The 21468-nt window shown below is 66.9% G+C and carries 23 protein-coding genes; 7 read left to right on the forward strand and 16 right to left on the reverse strand.

Annotated features, from left to right (window positions below; genetic code table 11):
* Positions 1-203 (forward strand): RNHCP domain-containing protein (locus tag VAE53_RS01150; protein WP_322817520.1); only part of this gene is annotated, 203 nt, incomplete at its 5' end.
* Positions 200-1066 carry an acyl-CoA thioesterase II gene (locus VAE53_RS01155; protein ID WP_322817521.1) on the forward strand — a complete coding sequence of 289 codons (867 nt, stop codon included), beginning with the start codon at positions 200-202 and terminating at the stop codon, positions 1064-1066. The genes VAE53_RS01150 and VAE53_RS01155, both read left to right, overlap by 4 nt.
* Here VAE53_RS01155 and VAE53_RS01160 read toward each other — a convergent pair.
* The 5 genes from VAE53_RS01160 to VAE53_RS01180 all read right to left on the reverse strand — a co-directional run bounded on the left by VAE53_RS01160 (position 1063) and on the right by VAE53_RS01180 (position 6538).
* The gene (locus VAE53_RS01160) at positions 1063-2355 is read right to left on the reverse strand and encodes a dihydrolipoamide acetyltransferase family protein (RefSeq protein WP_322817522.1); all 1293 of its coding nucleotides are present in this window, start codon (positions 2353-2355) and stop codon (positions 1063-1065) included. The genes VAE53_RS01155 and VAE53_RS01160 overlap by 4 nt on opposite strands.
* A gap of 4 nt (positions 2356-2359) precedes the next feature.
* On the reverse strand, positions 2360-3343 hold the full coding sequence (locus VAE53_RS01165) for an alpha-ketoacid dehydrogenase subunit beta (RefSeq protein ID WP_322817523.1): 984 nt from the start codon (positions 3341-3343) through the stop codon (positions 2360-2362).
* Positions 3344-3346: 3 nt separating this feature from the next.
* Positions 3347-4336: a pyruvate dehydrogenase (acetyl-transferring) E1 component subunit alpha gene (pdhA, locus tag VAE53_RS01170; protein ID WP_322817524.1), complete on the reverse strand. Its 990-nt coding sequence runs from the start codon at positions 4334-4336 to the stop codon at positions 3347-3349.
* The gene (gene lpdA, locus VAE53_RS01175; protein WP_322817525.1) at positions 4333-5754 is read right to left on the reverse strand and encodes a dihydrolipoyl dehydrogenase; all 1422 of its coding nucleotides are present in this window, start codon (positions 5752-5754) and stop codon (positions 4333-4335) included. The genes pdhA and lpdA overlap by 4 nt, the downstream gene beginning before the upstream one ends.
* 109 nt (positions 5755-5863) lie before the next feature.
* Positions 5864-6538, reverse strand: coding sequence for a class I SAM-dependent methyltransferase (locus VAE53_RS01180; protein ID WP_322817526.1), 675 nt, complete (start codon positions 6536-6538; stop codon positions 5864-5866).
* Between the two features lie 58 nt (positions 6539-6596).
* Between VAE53_RS01180 and VAE53_RS01185 the strand changes: the two genes are divergently transcribed.
* The 4 genes from VAE53_RS01185 to VAE53_RS01200 are packed head-to-tail and all read left to right on the forward strand — an operon-like array spanning position 6597 to position 10153.
* Positions 6597-7943, forward strand: a complete 1347-nt coding sequence (locus VAE53_RS01185; RefSeq protein WP_322817527.1) for an aspartate aminotransferase family protein — start codon at positions 6597-6599, stop codon at positions 7941-7943.
* A gap of 36 nt (positions 7944-7979) precedes the next feature.
* The gene (locus tag VAE53_RS01190; protein ID WP_322817528.1) at positions 7980-8345 is read left to right on the forward strand and encodes a hypothetical protein; all 366 of its coding nucleotides are present in this window, start codon (positions 7980-7982) and stop codon (positions 8343-8345) included.
* Between the two features lie 42 nt (positions 8346-8387).
* The gene (locus tag VAE53_RS01195) at positions 8388-9383 is read left to right on the forward strand and encodes an aldo/keto reductase (protein WP_322817529.1); all 996 of its coding nucleotides are present in this window, start codon (positions 8388-8390) and stop codon (positions 9381-9383) included.
* Complete coding sequence (locus VAE53_RS01200; RefSeq protein WP_322817530.1) at positions 9383-10153, forward strand: inositol monophosphatase family protein; 771 nt, start codon at positions 9383-9385, stop codon at positions 10151-10153. Before VAE53_RS01195 ends, VAE53_RS01200 begins: the two co-directional genes overlap by 1 nt.
* 80 nt (positions 10154-10233) lie before the next feature.
* On the opposite strand, the gene VAE53_RS01205 is transcribed toward VAE53_RS01200, so the two are convergent.
* The 6 genes from VAE53_RS01205 to nusA form a co-directional block, all read right to left on the reverse strand.
* Positions 10234-10374: a DUF5679 domain-containing protein gene (locus tag VAE53_RS01205; RefSeq protein WP_369294009.1), complete on the reverse strand. Its 141-nt coding sequence runs from the start codon at positions 10372-10374 to the stop codon at positions 10234-10236.
* A gap of 159 nt (positions 10375-10533) precedes the next feature.
* A complete protein-coding gene (gene truB / locus VAE53_RS01210; RefSeq protein WP_322817532.1) occupies positions 10534-11442 on the reverse strand; it encodes a tRNA pseudouridine(55) synthase TruB in 909 nt (302 codons plus the stop codon).
* Complete coding sequence (gene rbfA, locus VAE53_RS01215; protein WP_322817533.1) at positions 11420-11791, reverse strand: 30S ribosome-binding factor RbfA; 372 nt, start codon at positions 11789-11791, stop codon at positions 11420-11422. The genes truB and rbfA overlap by 23 nt, the downstream gene beginning before the upstream one ends.
* Before the next feature lie 16 nt (positions 11792-11807).
* Positions 11808-13586 (reverse strand): translation initiation factor IF-2, encoded by a 1779-nt coding sequence (infB, locus tag VAE53_RS01220; protein WP_322817534.1) that lies wholly within the window; start codon positions 13584-13586, stop codon positions 11808-11810.
* The gene (locus tag VAE53_RS13145) at positions 13583-13804 is read right to left on the reverse strand and encodes a YlxR family protein (protein ID WP_369294010.1); all 222 of its coding nucleotides are present in this window, start codon (positions 13802-13804) and stop codon (positions 13583-13585) included. The genes infB and VAE53_RS13145 overlap by 4 nt, the downstream gene beginning before the upstream one ends.
* Positions 13805-13927: 123 nt before the next feature.
* On the reverse strand, positions 13928-15454 hold the full coding sequence (gene nusA, locus VAE53_RS01225; protein ID WP_322817535.1) for a transcription termination factor NusA: 1527 nt from the start codon (positions 15452-15454) through the stop codon (positions 13928-13930).
* Between the two features lie 116 nt (positions 15455-15570).
* Here nusA and VAE53_RS01230 point away from each other — a divergent pair, with 116 nt between their 5' ends.
* Positions 15571-16740 carry a cysteine desulfurase family protein gene (locus VAE53_RS01230; RefSeq protein ID WP_322817536.1) on the forward strand — a complete coding sequence of 390 codons (1170 nt, stop codon included), beginning with the start codon at positions 15571-15573 and terminating at the stop codon, positions 16738-16740.
* Here the strand turns inward: VAE53_RS01230 and acpP are convergent.
* The 5 genes from acpP to priA all read right to left on the reverse strand — a co-directional run.
* Positions 16737-16988: an acyl carrier protein gene (gene acpP / locus VAE53_RS01235; protein WP_322817537.1), complete on the reverse strand. Its 252-nt coding sequence runs from the start codon at positions 16986-16988 to the stop codon at positions 16737-16739. The two genes, VAE53_RS01230 and acpP, sit on opposite strands and share 4 nt — an antisense overlap.
* 53 nt (positions 16989-17041) lie before the next feature.
* On the reverse strand, positions 17042-18280 hold the full coding sequence (gene fabF, locus VAE53_RS01240) for a beta-ketoacyl-ACP synthase II (protein ID WP_322817538.1): 1239 nt from the start codon (positions 18278-18280) through the stop codon (positions 17042-17044).
* Positions 18281-18296: 16 nt separating this feature from the next.
* Positions 18297-19535 (reverse strand): beta-ketoacyl-ACP synthase II, encoded by a 1239-nt coding sequence (gene fabF, locus VAE53_RS01245; RefSeq protein ID WP_322817539.1) that lies wholly within the window; start codon positions 19533-19535, stop codon positions 18297-18299.
* Positions 19532-20521, reverse strand: coding sequence for an ACP S-malonyltransferase (fabD, locus tag VAE53_RS01250; RefSeq protein WP_322817540.1), 990 nt, complete (start codon positions 20519-20521; stop codon positions 19532-19534). The genes fabF (VAE53_RS01245) and fabD overlap by 4 nt, the downstream gene beginning before the upstream one ends.
* Positions 20522-20620: 99 nt before the next feature.
* Positions 20621-21468: primosomal protein N' (gene priA, locus VAE53_RS01255; RefSeq protein WP_322817541.1), on the reverse strand; the 848-nt coding region annotated here is incomplete at its 5' end.

The following is a 21468-nucleotide window of genomic DNA, read 5'->3' on the forward strand; positions in this document are numbered from 1 at the left end:
GAAAAGCCGCCTGCGGCGGGCCCATGGAGCCGCTCGCCGTCTTCGTCGCATCCGACGGCGAATGGATGCTCATTCACCGCTGCAAATCCTGCAGCGTCCTCCACGAAAACCGAATCGCCGGCGACGACAACCTCATGCTCCTCATCGCCATCGCCGCCCGTCCCCTCGCCAACCCACCCGTCCCCCTGGAGTACCTCCCGTGACCAGAAGCCGCGCCCTCGACGTGCTCCTCCAAAACCTCCAGCTCGAACGCCTCGACCGCGACCTCTTCCTCGGCCAACCCGGCCCAGGCACCGGTCGCCTCTTCGGCGGCCACGTCGCCGCCCAGTCCGTCATGGCCGCTGGCCTCACCCTCGAGCCAGACGCCGGCTTCATCCACTCCCTCCATGCCTACTTCCTCAAAGGTGGCACCCACGACGTCCCCATCCGCTTCGTCGTCGATCGCATCCGCGATGGCCGCACCTTCTCCACCCGTCACGTCGTCGCCTACCAGGGCGGCGAAGCTATCTTCGACCTCTCCGCATCCTTCGCCCGCCCAGAGGATGGCGTATCTCATCAAGACGTCATGCCCAGCGCTCCACCCCCCGACGGCCTCCCCAACTGGGAGGACGTCCGCGGCGAAATGCTCGAAGACGCCGACCGCCGCCGCCGCTCACAACCCATCGAAATTCGCGTCGTCGATCCCGACCTCCCCGGCGAACGCCTCCCAGCCCGCCGTCGACTCTGGATGCGACCCAACGGCCAACTCCCCGACGACCCGCTCATCCACGCCGCCGTCCTCACCTACGCCACCGACCGCACCCTCCTCTCCACCGCCGCCCGACCCCACGGCCTCACCTGGGGGCGCCGCATGTCCGCCAGCCTCGACCACGCCGTCTGGTTTCACGGGCCCGTGCATTTCGATGGCTGGCTCCTCTACGCCAGCGAAAGCCCCGTCGCTCGCCACGCACGCGGGCTCATCTTCGGCTCCATCTGGACGCCCAACGGCCTGCGCGTCGCCTCCGTCGCCCAAGAAGGCCTCATCCGGATCCCCCGCGACCGCGCCGAGCCACCCGCCACCAACTAAAGCGCCAGCGTCGCCGGCTGCTCCAAAATCCCCCGAATCTCCGTGATGAACCGCGCACCCTCCACCCCGTCAGTTACGCGGTGGTCCGCGCTCAACGCCACCTTCATCACCTGCCGCACCACCACCTCTCCATCCCGAACCACCGGCTTCGGCATCACCGAGCCTACCCCCAGAATCGCCGCCTGCGGCGGATTGATAATGCCAATCAGCGTCTCGACCCCATAAGCGCCCAGATTCGTAATCGTGAACGTCCCCTCGCCGTACTCCGCCGCCGTCAGCTTGCCCGCTCGCGCCCGCTCGATAAGGTCCTTCGTCTCCTGCGCAATCCGCCCGAGCGACTTCGCCTGGCAATCGAGCACCGCCGGCGCAATCAACCCCTCCTCCAACGCAATCCCGATGCAAATGTTTATCCGCTCGTGCATCTCCAGCCCATCTTCACGGAAAGCCGCATTGAACTTCGGATGGCGTTCCAGTGCCAGCGCGCAGGCCTTCACGATGAGGTCGTTGATCGTCACCCTGTGCCCCTCCGGGAGCCCCGCATTCAACTGGGCGCGGAAGGCCAACGCATCCGTCATATCGATATCCAAGGTCAGGTAGTAGTGCGGCTGCGTCTGCTTCGAGAGCGACATGCGATGGGCGATCGCACGCCGCATCTTGCCCAACTCGACAGGTTCGCCCACGGCCGCCGGTGCGGGCACCGCCGGCGGACGCCCCACCGGTGGAGGAACCGCCGGCGCCGCCGCGCCAGCGGCAACCCCCGTCGTCGCCCGCCCAGCGCCAGCCTCGCGCGCCGCCAGCGCAGCCTCCACATCCCGGCGAAGGATCCGTCCATCCGGCCCCGAGCCCCTCAGGCTCCCGATATCGATGCCCGCCTCACGTGCAATCTTCCGCGCCACCGGGCTGATCCGAATACGACCGTCGTCGGCGACCGCCGTGCTCGACGGCGCCTTTTCCGGCTCCGCCTGCCGGGCAGCCGCTTTCACCTCCGGCTCGATCTCCCGCTTCGCCGGAGGCGGCACCGGCCTCCGCTCCACCTCCGGCGGCACCTCGCCCGGCTCCCCCAGCACCGCAATCACATCACCCACCGGCACGATGTCCCCCTCGCTCGCCACGAGCTCGAGAATCGTCCCAGATTGGAACGCCTCCAACTCCACCGTCGCCTTGTCCGTCTCGATTTCCGCGATCGTCTCCCCCCGCTCGACCCGGTCGCCGACCCTCTTGAGCCAGCGGACCAGCGTCCCCTCGATCATATCCGCGCCCATTTGCGGCATCGTCACTTCGATCGTCACGGGCCTACTCCTTGAACATCCCGAGGACAGCCTCGACGACGTCCTCCTCCGACGGTAGCGCGTGGAACTCCAAATTCCGATTGTAGGGAAGGGGAACATCCTTGCACGCCACCCGCGCCACCGGCGCGTCCAGCCAATCGAACGCCCGCTCCATAATCTGCGCCGCCAGCTCCCCGCCGAACCCCCCGAACCTCCACGCATCCTCCACGATTACCGCCCGGTTGGTCTTCTTCACCGACGCCACCACGGTGTCGATATCCAGCGGACGCAGCGTCCGCAGGTCGATCACCTCTGCGCTGATCTCCTCCTGCTGCTCCAGCAGGTCGGCCGCCCGAATCGCCTGATGCACCGAGCCGCTGTACCCCACGATCGTCACATCGGTTCCCTCCCGGACCACATTCGCCACCCCGAACTCGACCAAAAAGTCCGGGTCATCGGGCACCTCCCCTCGTAACCCGTAGTTCGCCGTGTGCTCGATGAAAATCACCGTGTTCTGGTCGCGAAAAGCCCGCTTCAGCAGCCCTTTCGCATCCGCCGGTGTCGAAGGGCACACCACCTTCAGCCCCGGGAAATGAGCGTACAGCCCCTCCAGGCTGTGGCTGTGCGTCGCTGCCAGCTGCGAACCGCCCCCACTCGCCATGCGAATCACCAGCGGCACATTGATCTGACCGTTCGACATGTGCAGCAGCTTCGCCGCGTTGTTCACGATTTGGTCCAGCGCCAAAAAACTGAAATTGATGGTCATAATCTCGACCATCGGGTGCATCCCCCCCATCGCCGCCCCGATCCCCATCCCCACGATCGCCGACTCCGCAATCGGCGTGTCGCGCACCCGCTTCTCCCCGAACTCCTCCAAAAGGCCCTTCGTCACCGCATACGAGCCACCATAGAGGCCAATATCCTCGCCCATCAAGAAAATCCGCTCGTCGCGGAGCATCTCCTCCCGCAGCGCCTCCCGGAGCGCATCGCGCATTCGCATCACGGCCATGGTCTACTCCTTGTACAGGTGGTCGAAGAGCGAGTCCAACGATGGTTGCGGGCTTCGCTCCGCGAACTCCACCGCCTCGTCCACCGCAGCCAGCGCCCGCGCGTCGAGCTCCGCGAAACCCGCCTCGTCCAGCATCCCCGCCTCCATCATCTGCCGCTTCAGTCGCTCGATGCAGTCGCGTCGCTTCGCCTCCTCGATCTCTTCCTTCAGGCGATACAACTCCGGATCCGCCATCGAATGGCCCCGGTACCGGTAGGTCATCGCCTCGATGAAGAACGGACCCTTGCCCGACCGCGCGTGCGCAACCGCCTCCCGCGTCGCCGCATACACCTCCAACACATCCATCCCGTCGACCGAGACCGCCGGCATGTTGTACGCCGCCGCCAGCTTCGGAATCTCCGTCGAGAGCGACTCCTTGAACGGCACCCCCATCCCGTACAAATTGTTCTCGCAGAAAAAAATCGTCGGCGTGTTCCAGAGCACCGCCATGTTCAGCGCCTCGTGGAATTCCCCCTCACCAACGCTCCCATCGCCAAAAATGCAGAGCGTCACGAAATCCTCCCCCCGCATCTCCGCCGCCACCCCGAGGCCCACGGCCAAGGGCAGGTGCGCCGCCACGATCGCGTAGCCCCCGAGGAACCCCTTCTCCACGTCGTAAAGGTGCATCGACCCTCCGCGGCCACCCGCTACCCCCGTCGCCTTGCCGAAAAGCTCCGCCATCACCCGGTTCGGCTCGAGGCCCCGCGCCAGCGCGTGCCCGTGGTCGCGGTAGTGCGTCAGCACCTTGTCCCGCGGCTCCAGACAATTGATCGCGCCCACCGCGCACGCCTCCTGCCCCGTATACAGGTGCAGAAACCCGCGAATTTTCCCTTTCGTGTAAAGCTCCCCGCACTTCTCCTCGAAGTGGCGGATGAGCACCATCTGGTACAGGAACAGGCCCAGTCGCTCGGCCCCAAGTTCCCGCATCACGTCGCTCCGAACATCCGTCGTCATGCCCTCGCGGCTCCTTCCCGCGGCGTCGCGCGCCGCTTCGCAATGTGAATCGCTTCCCCGTCGGCCGCCAGCGCGGCCTCCTTCAGTGCCTCCGGCAGCGTCGGGTGCGCATGGACAGCAAAGCCAACCTCTGCCGTCGTCGCCTCCAGAAACGCGACCATCGTCGCCTCCCCGAGCAGATCGTTGATGTCGTACCCCACCATGTGAATCCCGATCACCTGGCCCGTCGGCTCGTCCACCACCACCTTCACGAACCCCTCGGTGTGTCCCGCAGCCACCGCCTTGCCGAGCGCAGTCAAAGGAAAACGCCCCGTCCTCACCGCGTACCCGGCCGCCTTCGCTGCCGCCTCCGTATAGCCCACCGAGCCAACCTGCGGCTGGCAGAACGTCGCCCTCGGCATCTGCACATAGTCCGGTTCCGGCCGCGGGAGTCCCGCGATCGCCTCCGCCGCCAGCACCCCCTGATGCGAGGCCACATGCGCCAGCATCAGCTTCCCCGTCACATCGCCCACCGCATAAATCCCAGGAACGCTCGTCTCCATCTTCCCATCGACGTCGACGAATCCGCGCGTCGTGCGCACCCCCGCCGCCTCCAACCCCAGCCCCTCCGTGTGTGGCACGAAGCCCACCGCCACCAGCACTACCTCCGCCTCCACCGCACCCGCCGTCTCCCCCTGCTGCGTATGCACCACCGCCCCAGCCCCAGTCCGCTCCACCCTCGTGACCTTCGTACCCGTCATGCAGGCAATCCCACGGGCCTCGAAGCTCCGCCGGAGCAGTCGGCCCACGTCCTCGTCCTCCATCGGCAACAGCGTCTCCAACATCTCGATGAGCGTCACTTCCGTCCCATAGCTCGCCCAAAGATGCGCGAACTCCACTCCCACCGGTCCCGCGCCGATGATCACCGCCCGTGCCGGCGCCGACCGCCGGGCGAGCGCCTCGCGACTCGTGATGACCGTCTCCCCGTCTGGCTCGAATCCCGGGATCACCCGGCTCGATGCCCCCGTCGCGATCACGATGTGCGACGCACGATGCTCCGTCCCCCCCACCTCGACCGACCGCGTACCGGCCAAACGTGCAGTGCCGCTGATGACCTCCACACCATTGTCGCGCAGCAGCCCCTCCACGCCCCCGACGATCCGGTCCACCACCTGCCGGCTCCGGTCGACCGCAGCCCCGTAGTCGAACTCGACCCCCTCCGCACCGATCAACCCCCAAGTCGCACCCTCTCGCACCGCATTCACCACGTCGGCGTTCTTCAGAAGCGCCTTGCTCGGGATGCAGCCCCAATTCAGGCAGAGCCCCCCGACCCGCTCCTTCTCGAAGACCGCCACCTTCAGGCCCAGCTGAGCCGCCCGGATCGCTGCCACGTACCCCCCGGGCCCACCCCCGATGACCGCGACATCCCACTGAGCCATAGCTTCCTCCTAGACTACCATAGCCATTATCGAACGGCTCGGCGGCAGAGACCAGTCAGCCGCCCTCCACTCTGCCCGAATTCGCAAGCGCCTGTCTATTCGGGAACCGTCACGCTTCCGAACGCGGTTGCCCGCGAAACACATCCACCTGCCCCGGCCGCCGCAGCACGTACATCGCGTGCGTGCGCAGCAGCGGCACCGCCGCCAGCGGCCCGTACAGCCCCGGCGCGAACCTGCCCACACGCCGGGCGATTGGCGGCGCGAGCGTCAGCGTCCGCACCCGCATCGGGCACCGCGGGAACCACCTCCGAATATCGTCCGCCAGAACCGGGTGCACCTTCGGGTTCGCTGGGTTCCTCCGCCGCATGTCGTAGATAAGAATCAAACCGCCCGGCCGCGTGATCCGCACCAACTCGCTCGCGATCCGCTGGGCCACATCCTCGTCCGCCACAGAACTGAACAGCGTAAAAGCCAATGCCAGGTCGAACGCCCGATCCGGCTCCGGAATCCGCTCCGCACTCCCCTCGTGCACCCGAATATCCGATGCCCGCGTCCGGCAGTACGCCACCGCATCCTCGTCGATGTCCTGCCCAGCGAGGTTCCCCGGCTTCGCACCCCACTGCACCAGCAGCCGCAGGTTGTAGCCCGTCGAGCAGCCCGCCTCGAAGGCCCGCAGCTCCGCGAGCGAATGCCACCCCACCCGCCGGAAAATCCCGGCCAGGTAACGCTCCCGCTCCTGCACCATCAAAAGATTGCCCGGCTGGAGGATCGACTGGTCCGCCATGTCGCTTAGCCAATCTACGCGCCCGGCACCATCGAGAAAAGGCGCTATCATCCCCAGCGTGACGATCGAACAGGAGTACATCGACCGCCATCCCGGCTCCCGCACCCTCGCCGAACGCGCCGCTGCCGTCCTTCCCAGCGGAGTCACCCACGATAGCCGCTACCTCCGCCCGTTCCTCATCTACGCCGAACGCGCCGATGGCGCCTACAAGTGGGACGTCGATGGCCACCGGTACATCGACTACGTCGTCGGCCACGGGGCCCTCCTGCTCGGTCACAACCACCCCGTCGTCACCGCCGCAGTCCACCAACAGCTCGCCCGCGGTACCCACTACGGCGCCAGCCACGAGCTCGAAATCGCCTGGGCCGAAGAAGTCGTCCGGATCGTACCCGCCGCCGAAGTCGTCCGCTTCACCTCGTCCGGTACCGAAGCCACGCTCATGGCGCTCCGACTTGCCCGTGCCGCCACGGGGCGACCCGCCATCGTCAAGTTCGAACGCCACTTCCACGGCTGGCACGATTACGTCGTCCCCGCCTCCTCCTACGCCGGCCGCACGCCGCCTGGCATCCCCGAATCCACCCTCGATTCGGTCATCGTCCTCCCGCCCAACCTCGAGGCCGTCGAAGCCGCATTCGCCGAGCGCTCGGATATCGGCGCAGTCATCGTCGAAGCCCCAGGCGCCTCCAGCGGCCAGATACCCCTTCCACCTGGCTTCCTCCAGGGCCTCCAAACGCTCGTCAACCACAACCGCGCCGTCGTCATCATGGACGAAGTCGTCTCAGGCTTCCGCTGGGCCCCCGGCGGCGTCCATCAACTCGAAGGCGTCCAACCCGACCTCGTCACCCTCGCCAAGATCCTCGCCGGCGGCCTCCCGGGCGGCGCCGTCGCCGGGCGGCGCGACCTCCTCGCGTACCTCCAATTCCCAGGCCAAGGTTCTCGCAGCGAAAAAGTCGGCCACCCGGGCACCTTCAACGCCAACCCACTCTCCGCCGCCGCCGGTGTCGCGTGCCTCCGCCACATCGCCGATGGCAGCCACCAGCAGCGCGCCGCCAGCCTCGCCGCCACCCTCCGCGCTGGCATGAACCGCATCCTCCACGAGCTCGCAATTCCTGCCGTCGTCTACGGCCAATCCTCCGCCTTCCGCGTGCACCTCGCCGCCCCCCAGCCACCCGAGCCCCGCGACTACGACGGCCGCGAACTCCCCAGGACGCTCCTCGAAGCGCCAGTGCCCCCGGAACCAGCCCGGCTCCTCCAGCTCGCCCTCCTCAACCACGGAGTCCAGCTTTTCGGCACCGGCGGCATGCTCAGCTCCGCCCACACCGAAGCCGATATCGCCGCCACCCTCGACGCCTGGCGACATGCACTCCTCGCCCTCCTCGAAGAGGGCCATGTACGGCCTGCCTGACTCCATAGCGGCTCCGGAATCGGCTAGACTACTGCCATGCTGCAGTCGGTGCTCTTCTTCCTCATCCTCGGGCTGCCCTTCTTCGTCTACCTCCTCAACGTGTACCTCGCACAGCGCGAGGCTCGCAGAGGGATGGGTGGCGGCATCGCAGGCGGCATCCCCAAGCCGAAGCAAGCCGCGCGCAAGGCCCGCGTCCGCCGCCCCCGCACCGCCAACTGCGGCCGCACCTTCAGCCACTTCGCACTCGCCCTCGTCGGCACCTCCGCAGCCTGCCGCTACTGCGCCGATATCCAGCCCCGAACAGCAGCAGCCGCCACAGCGCCCGAGCCAGCCGACGCGCTCGACGAAACCGAGGCCGCCATCCGCGCCGCCGAAGAGATCATCGACCGATCGCGCCACTGAGGCCGACGCGACAGTCGCCCCCTCCTGCGGCACAATCCCCACATGCAGTACACCCGCCTCGGCCGAACAGGCCTCCCCGTTTCCCGCCTCTGCCTCGGCACCATGACCTTCGGCTTCCAGTGCGACGAGGCTACCTCGCTCGCCATCTTGGACCGCGCCTTCGAGGGCGGCATCACCTTCATCGATACCGCCGACGTCTACCCACTCGGAGCCCCTCCCGGGACACAAGGCCGAACCGAAGAGATTCTCGGACGTTGGCTCGCCCGCACTGGCAATCGCCAGCGCATCATTCTCGCCACCAAGTGCTTCGGCCGCGTCGGCCCCTCCCCCTGGGACCAAGGCAACTCCCGCAAGCATATCCTCGACGCCGTCGACGCCTCCCTCCGACGGCTCGGCACCGACTACATCGACCTCTACCAGCTCCACGGCCCCGACCCCAACACCCCAATCGACGAAACCCTCAGGGCGCTCGATGACCTCGTCCGCTCGGGCAAAGTCCGCTACATCGGCTGCTCCAACTTCCTCGCCTACCAGGTCGCTCGCGCCATCGGCCGCAGCGAAGTACTCGGGACCGCCCGCTTCGATTCCGTCCAACCCCGATACAACCTCCTCTTCCGCGAAATCGAACGCGAGCTCCTCCCGCTTTGCGCCCAGGAGGGTATCGGCGTCATTCCCTACAACCCCCTCGCCGGGGGCCTCCTCACCGGAAAGCACAGCCCCACTGGACCCGAGGAAGGCTCTCGCTTCACCCTCGGCACCGCCGCCCGAATCTACCAAGAGCGGTACTGGCACGACCGCATGTTTCAAACCGTCGAAGAACTCCGCCCCCTCGCTGCCGAAGCAGGGCTCTCCCTCGCCACCCTCGCCATCGCCTGGGTCATGGCCAACCCAACCGTCACCGCCCCCATCATCGGCGCCAGCCGCCCAGAACAACTCGCCGATGCCCTCGCGGCCGCAGAAACCACCCTCCCACCCGAGCTGAAACAACGCCTCGACGACCTCACCGCCGAATACCGTCGCGGCGACGCCGTCCGCTGATGGCCGAGCTCGACGACCTCCTCGCCATCGCCCTCCGCGCCGCCGAAATCGCCGGCGACGTCGTCATGCCCATCTACGCCGGCCCCTTCCACGTCGAACGAAAGGCCGACCGCACCCCCGTCACCGAGGCAGATCGCCGCGCAGAAATCGCCATGCGCGAGTGGTTCGCCCGCGAAACGCCCACCTTCGGCGTCCTCGGCGAAGAGTACGGCGAAACACCCGGAGACGGACGAAACCGCTGGATCGTCGACCCCATCGATGGCACCAAATCATTCATCCACCGGGTACCCCTCTTCGGAACCCTCGTCGCCCTCGAAAGCGACGGCGAGCCCGTCCTCGGAGTCATCGCCTGCCACGCCGTCGGCGAAACCGTCGCTGCCGCGCTCGGCCGGGGCGCCCGCCTCAACGGCCAACCCTGCCGCGTTTCGACCGTCGCCACCCTCGAAGACGCCACCCTCACGATGACATCCTTCGCACGCACCGCCGCCCGCCGTCCAATCGGATACCGTACCCTCGTCGAGCGCTGCGGCCTCGCCCGCGCCTGGGGCGACTGCTACGGCTACCTCCTCGTCGCCACCGGCCGCGCCGAAATCATGCTCGATCCCGACATGAGCACCTGGGACGCCGCGGCCCTCCAGCCAGTCATCCGCGAGGCCGGCGGCGCCTTCAGCCAATGGGACGGCACCCCCTCCCTCGGCAATTCCGCCGTCGCCACCAACGGCCTTCTCCACCACGACGTCATCCAAATCCTCGCTGCCGACCTCCCGTGACCCACCCACTGAATAGCGGGAGCCCACCGGCGACCGGTGGGCTCCCGCTGCGCGTTCGGTGCGTCCTGCAACCCCTGGCGTCAGGCCTTCCCGATTTTGAACATCTTCGTCCCACACACCGGGCACGTCCCCTCGGTGGCGGGCTTCCCGTTCTTCATCGTGATCGCCTTCGCCCCCTTCATCTCCCGCCGTTCCCGGCACTTCAAGCAATAAGCTTCCAATGAACCCTCCTTCTTCCGTCATGCGACGGACCCGGCAAATTGTGATAACGCCTACGCATTTACGCAGACCCGCCGGGCTCCCTGCATGATCACCCCGCATCTCCAAGGTGTCAACAACCAACCGAACCTGCGCAAGACATAAAAGCGAGAAATCTCGACTCAGCCCACCAAAACCTTCACCGGCCGCACCACCCCGCCCTCCTCGACCGCTCCCACACCCAAGAACTCCCCATCGATCCCGTACACCCGCGCCCGCCTCGCAACCCGAGCCGTCCGACCAGCAACGTACGCAGTGCCGCGCACGAACGCCCCAGCCCCCGCGGCCGCGAGGACCGCCGCATCCCAGTCCATCAGGCCCTCGTCCGACGGAATCACCGCCTCCGCCACGCGCCCCGCCGCTGCCAGCCGTTCCATTGCCCCCAGCTCCCACGCATCCTCCACCCCGAACCGCCCCGAGCGCATTCGCCGCAGCGCCGCAAGATGCGCACCACAGCCGAACTCCCGCCCCAGATCGCGCGCGAGACTCCGCACGTACGTGCCCGGGCCACAACGCACCGTCATCCGTAATCGACCCTCCCCTGCCCAGTCGAGCCGCAAGTCGAAAACGTCGACGGCTCGCGCCGCCAGTTCCACCGCCTCGCCCCGCCTCGCCAAATCGTACGCCCGCCGGCCCCCAACCTTCACCGCACTAAAGGCCGGCGGAACCTGCCCGATCCGCCCCGTGAACCGCGCCGCCACCCGCGCCAGCATCGCCTCGTCGAGCTCCGGAACCTCCCCCCATGCCACCACCTGCCCTTCCGCATCCCCAGTGTCCGTTTCCGCCCCGAGCACGACCTCCCCCACGTACACCTTCTCGTGCGCCGTCAGATACTCCGCCAATCGCGTCGCCCGTCCGAGGCAGACCACCAACAGACCAGTCGCGAACGGGTCGAGCGTTCCCGAATGTCCCGCCCGTGGCTGGCCCGTCAACCGCCGAACCCGCGCCACCACGTCGTGACTCGTCCAGCCGGCCGGTTTGTCGATGAGCAGCAGGCCATCGAGCCCGCTAGTCGACCGTTTCCTCGCCACGGCGCTCCGCGCTCACCCGCTGAATCAATTCCGCCAGCCGCGCACCCCGCTCGATCGAGGGATCGAACCGGAACACCAGCTCCGGCACGTTCCGTAGCGACAGGCGGTGGACCAGCTCCCGGTGGAGGAATGGCGCCGAGTGCCGGAGGCCAGCCAGCGCTTCCTCCCGCTCCTCACTCGTCCCCAGGTGCGAAACGTACACCACCGCCCGGCGCAAATCCGGTGAAACCTGGACCTCCGTGATCGTCACCATCCCGCGGCCGATCCGCGGGTCCTTCACCTCGCGCAGCAACAGCTCCGCGATCTCCGCGCGGAGCAGCTCCCCCACCCGCGTCGTGCGCATCGTCATCGGAACCTCCACCGACTCAGCGGACGCGCTCCTCGTGGTAGAACTCGATCACATCCCCCACTTCGAACTTGTCGAATCCGGAGACCACCACCCCGCACTCGTAGCCAGTCTGCACCTCGCGCACGTCATCCTGGAACCGCTTGAGCCCCTCGCAGCGCCCCTTCGCCACCACCGTCTTGCCACGCAGAACGCGCACGAGGGAACCCCGGCGAGCAGTACCGTCCGTCACGTAGCAACCAGCAATCTGGCCCACCCGACTCGACTTGAAGGTCGCCCGCACCTCGGCGTGGCCGTCCACCACCGTCTCGAAGACGGGCTCCAGCATGCCCTGTAGCGCCTTTTCCACGTCCTCGAGCACCTGATAGATGATCGAGTACGTCCGGATTTCCACGCCCGCCGCCTCCGCACGCTTCCGGGCACCCGGCTCCACGCGGGTGTTGAAGCCGATGATGATGCCGTTCGAAGCCTCGGCGAGCATAACATCGCTGTCCGTCACCGGCCCCGTCGCCGAGTGGATAACCCTCAGCTTCACCTCGGGCGTACTCAGTCGCTCCAGCGCCCCCTTGATTGCCTCGGCACTCCCCCGGACATCCGCCTTCAGAATAATGATCAGCTCCTTGAGCTTCCCCGCGCTGATTTCATTGAAGAGCGTATCCAGGTTCACCCGGGCGTGCTGGCTTTGTTCCTGGGCCTCGCGGCGGCGCCGTCGCTCCTCCGCGATCTGACGCGCCAGCTTCTCGTCCGCCACCGCCCGCAGCCGTTCCCCCGCCTCGGGCACCTCCTCGAGCCCCAGGATCACCACCGGCGTCGAGGGGCCCGCCTCCTTCACCCGCTGCCCCCGGTCATCCAACATCGCCCGGACCCTCCCACTCGTCTCCCCCACGACCACCGCATCGCCCTGATGGAGCGTCCCCCGCTGCACCAACACCGTCGCCACCGGCCCGCGGCTCGGGGCTAGCTCCGCCTCGATCACCACCGCCGAAGCCGGACGGTTCGGGTTAGCCTTCAGCTCGCTAATCTCAGCGACGAGATTGATCGCCTCGAGCAAGTCTCCAATCCCCTTCCCCGTCGCAGCCGAAACCTCCACGCAAACCGTATCGCCGCCGTACTCCTCGACTACGATCCCGTGCTCCGTCAGCTGCTGCTTCACCCGATCGGGATTCGCCGCCGGCAAATCCACCTTGTTGATCGCCACGATGATCGGCACACCCGCCGCTTTCGCGTGGTTGATCGCCTCCACCGTTTGCGGCATCACCCCGTCGTCCGCAGCCACCACCAGCACCGCAATATCCGTCACCTGCGCACCCCGGGCCCGCATCGCCGTGAACGCAGCGTGCCCAGGCGTATCGATGAACGTGATCAAATGTCCGTCGCGCTCCACCTGGTACGCGCCGATGTGCTGCGTGATGCCACCCGCTTCACCCGCCGCGACCCGCGTCTTCCGGATGGCATCCAGCAGGCTCGTCTTCCCGTGGTCGACGTGCCCAAGAATCGTCACCACCGGTGGCCGCGGCTTCAACGAAGCCGGATCGTCGGGCTCCTCCTCCGGCTCGACTAACGCAGCAACCGGCTCCGCCTCCGCGGCCGCTTCCGGCTCCGGCTCGAACCCCAACTCCACCGCCACGATCGCCGCCGTATCGTAATCGATCGTCTGGTTCTGGTTGGCCATCACCCCGTTCGTCATCAGCCGCTTGATGACGTCCACCGGGGAGACCCCGAGCAGGTCCGCCAGCTCCCTCACCGTCAGGGCGTCCGGCAGGGTCACGTGGGATTTGGTCGAGCTCTTTGCCGTCATACGCAATCGCCTTCCTTCGCCGGCAACGCCAACCCGAAGGCCCGCAGGGCCTCCAAATCGTCCACGGCCGGGGTTACTTTCAGTGCATGCTTTATCGTACCCCCTCGGAGTGCTTTCTCCCAGCACTCACGATAGGGGTGAAGGTACGCGCCCCGCCCGGCTGCCCTCCCCGTCGGGTCGATGCGAACGTGGCCGTCCGGCGCCCGGACGAGCCGCACCAACTCCCGCTTCCCCTGCTCAGTACGGCAGGCGATGCAAGTCCGCTGCGGCTGCTTCCGTGGCCGAACCCCCGACGTAATCGCAACACCCCCCAGCTACGCTCTGGTGCAGCCCGGCTCCCATCAGTGAATCCGGCCCGCGTAGTCGATATCTTCCATGTCGTCGCCCTCGTCGTAATACCGAGGCGCGCGCTTCGCCTTCTTCCCTGCCGATTTCTTCGGCAGCGGCTCATCCTCGTCATCCCGCCGTGGCAACACATCCTCCGCGAAGCGGATCGTCGAAGGCCGCTCCTCCTCGAAAATCGCAGCCGGAATCTCGTACTCCTCGTCGTCTTCGCCGTAATCCTCCGACTCGCGCTCCTCTCCGCGCGGGACCGGAATCGTCTCTACGATCGAGGCGAACGAAATCTCCTCCTCTTCCTCCTCCGCTTCCGGCTCGACGACCGGTTGAGGAAGCGTCGCGCTCGCCGCCGGCACAGGCTCGCGCACTGGCAGCTCCACCGCCGCCGCAGCGACTTGCTCCGCTTCGTGAAGAACATCGATCTCCGGCGCCTCGCCAGGCGCATACGGTTCGAACTCCATCGGCGATTCCGCCTCGCCGGCCGCCATCCGCTCCTTCGCCGATTCGCTCAACACCGTGATCCGCCATCCCGTCAGCTTCGCCGCCAGGCGCGCATTCTGCCCGTCCTTCCCAATCGCCAGCGACATCATCTTGTCCGGGACGACCACCGAGGCCAGCCGCTCCTTCGGATCGATCTCGACCTCCGTCACCTGCGCCGGGCTCAGCGCATTCGAAACGAACTTCGCCGGGTCCGGGTCCCACTTGATGACATCGATCCGCTCGCCATTCAACTCGTTCACGATGTTCTGAATCCGAGTCCCGCGCATGCCCACGCATGCGCCGATTGGATCGATCGCCGGATTCCGCGCCCAAACGGCCACCTTGCTCCGGTGTCCCCCCTCCCGCGCGATACTCTTGATTTCCACCGTGCCGTTCTTGATCTCCGGCACCTCCATCTCGAAAAGCCGCCGCAGCAGATTCCGATGAGCCCGGCTGACCACCACCTGCGGCCCCTTCGAGGCACGATTCACCTCCACCACCAACACCTTCACCCGTTGCCCCGCCCGAAGATGCTCGCTCCGCACCTGCTCACTCGCCGGCAAGATAGCCTCCGTCCCCCGCCCCAGGTCCACGATCACCTGCCGCGCCTCCACCTTCTGCACCGTCCCGACAAGCAGCTCGCCAACCTTGTGAATGTACTCCTCATAAATCGCGTCGCGCTCCGCCTCCCGCAGCCGTTGGAGCACAACCTGCTTCGCCGTCTGCGCCGCGATGCGGCCCGCGTTCTTCGGGATCTCCTCCTCGAAGTCCAGCACATCGCCCGGACGCGCGTCCGGCTTCCACCGCCGCGCCTCCTCCACGCTCATCTCCACGCGCGGATTCTCCACCTCCTCGACAACGAACATCTGCCGGTAGGCCCGGATCTCCCCGTTCCGCGCATCGATCTTCACGTACATGTTCGGCGCGTCGTCCTCCTCGCGCCGGAACGCCGAGGTGAGCGCCGCCTCCACCGCCTCGTAGACCGTCTCCGCTGGGAGGTTCTTCTCCGCAGCAAGCTGATTCAGCGCCAACAGCAGATCGTTTTTCATGCTCTCAACAAAAGAGTGGGCGCGGGGCCCACTCCCGAATGGAATCGCCACCCAAAGCATACCATGTCCCCGCTACCGCGTAATACTCCACCCCGCCAATCCGCTACCCTGGAGCCATGACGCGCATCTACCTCGACCACGCCGCAACCACCCCCCCGGATCCCCGCGTCGTCGAAGCCATGCTCCCCTTCCTCACCACCCACTGGGGCAACCCCTCCAGCATTTACCTCGAGGGCCAAGAAGCTCGCCGCGCTGTCGATGCCGCCCGCAAGTCCATCGCCGACCTCCTCGGAGCCTCTCCCCGCGAGATCGTCTTCACCTCCGGCGGCACCGAATCCGATAACGCCGCCATCCGCGGCGCCGCCTTCGCGCAACGCGCCCGCGGCCGCGGGAACCACATCGTCACCACCGCCATCGAGCACCACGCCGTCCTCCACACCGTCGAACAACTCGAGCGCGAAGGCTTTCGCGCCACCTACCTCCCCGTCGACCGCGAAGGCACCGTCAAGCTCGATGCGCTCGCCCAAGCCGTCGGCCCCGAAACCGTCGTCGTCTCCATCATGACCGCCAACAACGAAGTCGGCACCATCCAGCCCATCGCCCAAGCCGCCCACATCGCCCGCGAGCGAAACCCCCGCGTCGTTGTCCACACCGACGCCGTCCAGGCCGCCGGCGCCCTCGATATCAGCCCCGCGCGCCTCGGCGTCGACCTCCTCAGCCTCGCCGGCCACAAAATCTACGGCCCCAAGGGCATCGGCCTCCTCTACATCAAGAACCGCACCCCGTGGCAGCCCCTCATCCTCGGCGGAAGCCAAGAAAAAGAACGCCGCGCTGGCACCGAAAATGTCCCCGGCATCGTCGGCCTCGCCGTCGCCATGCAGCTCGCCTGGGAGCAGCGCGAAGCATCCAACGCCCACGTCGGGCGCCTCCGCGATAGGCTCCTCTATGGCCTTCCCGAGCGCATCCCAGATACCGTCATTACCGGGCCCGCCGATCCAGCGCGCAGGCTTCCCAACCACTTCTCCTGTTGCTTCCGAAACGTCGAAGGCGAAAGCGTGCTCCTCGCCCTCGACATGGCCGATATCGCCGCCAGCAGCGGCTCCGCCTGCACCACCGGCGCCCTCGAGCCCTCCCACGTCCTCACTGCCATGGGCATCGAGCCCGACCTCGCCCACGCCTCTCTCCGGCTTACCCTCGGCCGTCACACTACCGACGAAGAGATCGACCGCGTCCTCGAAGTCCTCCCCGGCATCGTCGCCAAGCTCCGCGCGCTCGCCGGCGCCTAGTGGATCCCCTGGTGCGCCAGGAAATCGATAATGTCCTGCACCGTCTTGATGTTCTCCGCGTCCTCGTCGCGAATCTCGAACTCCGCCTGATCCGCGAACTCCTCTTCGATTGCAATCGTCAGATCGACAATATCCAGCGAGTCGGCCCGCAGATCCTCCACCAGGTTCGCCTCCGGCGTCACCTCGTCCGGGCTCACCTTCAGCTGCCGCACCACCACATCGCGAACTCGTTCGAACACCGTTGCCATGGGCTCTTCCCCTCCTTGTTGCATTGGCGCTGCCGGGCGCTCGCTAGGCTACGTCAGCCCTCGTACTTGCGGAAGATCACCGACCCATTCTGGCCTCCGAACCCAAACCCATTGGCCGCTGCCGCACGCACCCGAAGCTCCCGTGCACGAAGCGGCACATAATCCAAATCGCACTCCGGGTCCGGATTCTCGAGGTTGATCGTCGGCGGCGCCACATCGTGATAGACCGCCAGCACCGCCGCCAACGCTCCCACCGCACCCGCGGCCCCCAACAAGTGGCCGACCATCGATTTCGGCGAACTGATCGCAAGTCGATACGCGTGCTCGCCGTACGCCTGCTTGATCGCCTTCGTCTCCGCCACATCGTTCAGCGGCGTCCCCGTCCCGTGCGCGGCGATGTAGTCCACATCTGCCGCTGCCATTCCTGCATCCCGCAACGCCTCCGTCATCGCGTCGCACGCGCCCGACCCATCCTCGAGCGGAGCCGTGATGTGATACGCATCGCAGCTCAGCCCACCGCCCGCCAGCTCCGCGTAAACCCTCGCTCCCCGCGCCCGTGCCCGTTCTTCCGACTCGATCACCATCACCACCGCACCCTCACCGAAAACGAAACCATCCCGGTCACGGTCGAACGGTCGGCTCGCCTTTTCCGGCGCATCGTTCCGCCGGCTCAGTGCTTTCATGTTCGCCAACGCCGCGATCGGCAGCGGATGCAGCGCCGCCTCCGTGCCCCCCGCGAGCACCACATCGCACCTGCCTGAGGCGATCAGCTGCTTCGCCTCGATGTAGCTATAGAGACCGCTCGCGCAGGCCGCCACACTCGCCATCGCCGGCCCACGTAGACCCAAGTGCATCGAGACCTGACAAGCCCCCATATTCGGCGCCATCGTCGGCACATAGAACGGGCTCACCCGGCCCGGCCCCCGCTCCTTCAGAATCAGCGTCTCCTCCATCGTGTCGATCGCCCCGCCAGAGCCCGTCGCAATCGCCGAACCGGCCCGCCGCCGCTCCTCCTCGCCCAGCACCAGGCCCGCATCCTCCGCCGCGAGTTTCGCCGCCGCCACCGCGAACTGCGCAAAGCGCGACATCCGCCGCGCCTCCTTGGTGTCCATGTACCGGCCCGGTTCGAAGCCCTTCACCTCCGTGGCAATCCGCACCGGCAGGTCGCTCGCGTCGAAGCGCGTGATAGGCCCAGCCCCTGATACCCCCGCCACCAGGTTCTCCCAAAATTCATGCGCGGTCAGCCCAATCGGCGTGATGGCTCCCACGCCGGTCACCAGTGCTCGCCTCACAGGCAGTTCTCCCCGGTCAGTCGACCCTTCGGAATATCAGGCACGCGTTGTGCCCACCCAGCCCGACCGACGTCGTCATCGCAACGTCCACGCGCATCTCCCGAGCCACATTCGGCACATAGTCGAGATCGCACTCCGGATCGGGCGTCGAATAGTTGATGGTCGGTGCCACCTTCTGATCCCGGATCGCCATCACGCAGGCGAGCGCCTCCACCGACCCGCTCGCCCCCATGCAGTGCCCGGTAATCGGCTTCACCGACGAAATGGCGGCCCGGTAGGCAGCTTGCCCCATCACTTCCTTGAAAACCAGCGTCTCCACCCGATCGTTCAGCGGTGTCCCGCTTCCGTGCGGATTGATGTAGTCGATCTCCGACGGGTCGATGCCCGCCTTTCGAATGGCAGCCACCACCGCCCGCTTCAGCCCACGCCCCGTCTCGTGCAGCGCAATCATGTCGAAAGCGTCGTTCGAAGAGCCGTAGCCGATCACCTCGCAGTACATCCGCGCACCGCGCGCCTTCGCATGCTCGTACTCCTCCAGCACCATCCCGCAGGCGCCCTCCCCGGCCACGAATCCGTCGCGATGCAAATCGAACGGCTTCAGCGCCCGCTCCGGATGCTCGTTGTCGCTCGCCAGCGCACGCATCGAACACCACGTCGCGTGATAAATCGGCAGCAGCACGGCCTCCGAGCTCCCCGTAATCACCGCATCCGCATCCCCACGCCGGATCGTCTCGAACGCCTCCCCGATCGCTGCCGCACCCGTCGCACAGGCGGCCACGGGAGCCAGATTCGGACCGCGAGCCCCCGTCGCAATCGCAATGTGACCGCTCGCTGCATCTGGAATGAAATTCGCCACCAAGAACGGCGTGATCCGCCGCGGCCCCTTCTCCTCCAAGATTCGCTCGTGCTCCAGAATCATGTCCGTGCCGCCCGCGCCAGACCCGAAAATCACCCCCACCATGTCCGCATTCTCCTCCGTCACCCGAAGCCCACTGTCGGCAACCGCCTCCAGCGCAGCCCCCACACCGAACTGCACCGACCGATTCATGTACCGTTGCTGCTTCGGGTCCACCCGGTCACCCAGTTCGTAGCCCTTCACCTCCGCCTGGATCCGCACCGGATACGGCTCCGGATCGAAAAGCGTGATCGGCCCGATGCCGCTCCGTCCCGCCAGCATCGCCTGCCATGTCTCCTCAGCGGTATGACCGACCGCCGTCACCGCGCCCACACCCGTCACCACCACGCGCCGATTCATCGCGCCGTCGCCTCCACGAGAGCCCACCGCTCCGAGAGCAGACCCTCGTAGTCATCACTGATCGAAAGACTGTTCACGTTGTAGTCGATTCGCCGCACGAGCTTCGTCAACACCGACCCCGGCCCCACCTCCAAGAACATGTCCGCCCCCTCGTCCCGCATCCGCTCGATCGTCCGCTGCCACTGGACTCCATGGGTCAGCTGCTCCTTCAGCTCCTGGCAGACTTCCGCGCCGGTGTGCAGCAAGCTCGCATTCACGTTTCCCACCAGCGGCCGAATCGGGTCCAACACCCTCACCCGGTCCAGAATCGCCGCCATACCCTCGCTCGCCTTCGCCATCAGCGGCGAGTGCGAACCGATCGAAATCGGCAGACGAACCACTCGTCGTGCCCCCGCCTTCTCGGCCAACTCCATCGCCAGCTTCAGCGGCTTCAGGTAGCCCGAGATCACGCTCTGCCCCTCGCAATTCGCGTTCGCCAGGCCGACATAACCCTCCTTCGACGCCTCCGCACACACCTCGAGAACCCGCTCCTCCGGCAGCCCCAAGATGGAGGCCATCCCCCCCGGGTGCTCCCGCCCTGCCTCCTCCATCAACACCCCGCGGGCCTCCACCAGCTCCAGCCCATCCTCGAACGAAATCGACCCCGCAGCCACCGCCGCCGTGTACTCGCCCATCGAATGCCCGGCGAAAAGAAACGGTTGGAACGGCCGCCCTATCGCGGCCCAGCGCTCCCGCAGCGCCTCCAACCACGCCACCGACGTCACGAACGCCGCCGGTTGCTGATTCCGCGTCGACTCCAACTCCTCGGCCGGGCCTTCCCAACAGAGTTTCGAGAGATTCCGCTCCAGAAGGTCATCCGCGCGCCGAAAAACCTCCCTCGCCGCCTTCGAAACCTGGGCCAGCCTCTGGCCCATGCCCACGTGCTGCGAACCCTGCCCCGGGAAAATGAGGGCGAGCCGCGACCATGGCTTCAGCTCCTGGTCCATCGCGAACGATCCCCTCTACCGTCAGGCCTCGCGGCCCGGTTGGCCTAGCAGGATACCAGCACGCCACCCAGCGAGCGACGGTTCGCTCGCCGCGAACCGTCACAGCAGCGTCCCCGGGTCGACATCCACCCGCCATCGCTCTCCGAGCCGCACGTTGGCCACCAGAGCAGCCGGCTGTCTGCCCCGCAAGAGAATCTGCCAGCGATACTCCCCTCGCCGCCGGGGAATGAACGGCCGCGCCGGCCCGAGAATGTCCGGCTCCGCCCGCCCCGCCGCATCGCGCAAGACTCGCAGCTCCGTCGCCACCCGGCTTGCCTCCTCCAACCCGGCCTCCAGGTTCGGGTGCTGGTACACCAAGCGCACCAGCCGACTGAACGGCGGATAGCCAGCCCTCCGCCGATGCGCAATCTCCTGCGCATAGAAACCCACATAATCGTGCTCCGCCGCCGCCACGATCGGCGCCGCGCCCGGCTCGTACGTCTGCACGACCACCCACCCCGGACGATCGCGCCGCCCCGCCCGTCCCGCCACCTGGCTCAGCAGCTGAAAGGTTCGCTCCGCCGCCCGATAATCCGGCAGACTCAGCCCCACATCCGCATCCACTACCCCGACCACCGTCAGCTTCGGCAGATCGAGCCCCTTCGCCAGAATCTGGGTCCCGACCACGATGTCCACCAACCCAGCCTCCAGCTCCTCCACCATCCGCGCGTGGGCATCCCGACCCCGCGCCGTATCGCTATCCCACCGCGCCACCCGCGCCCCTGCGAACACCATCCGCGCCTCCGCCTCCACCCGCTGCGTGCCAACCCCGAACGGGCGATACCGCAGACCGCCGCACCGCGGACAGCGCTCCTCCAGCCGTTTCGTCCGCCCGCAATGGTGGCATCGCAAAGAAACATGAATCGAATGCTCCTGGTCGAGGCTCATCGCTACCTCGCACGAAGGAC

Source organism: Tepidiforma sp. (assembly GCF_034432735.1).
Lineage (GTDB): Bacteria > Chloroflexota > Dehalococcoidia > Tepidiformales > Tepidiformaceae > Tepidiforma.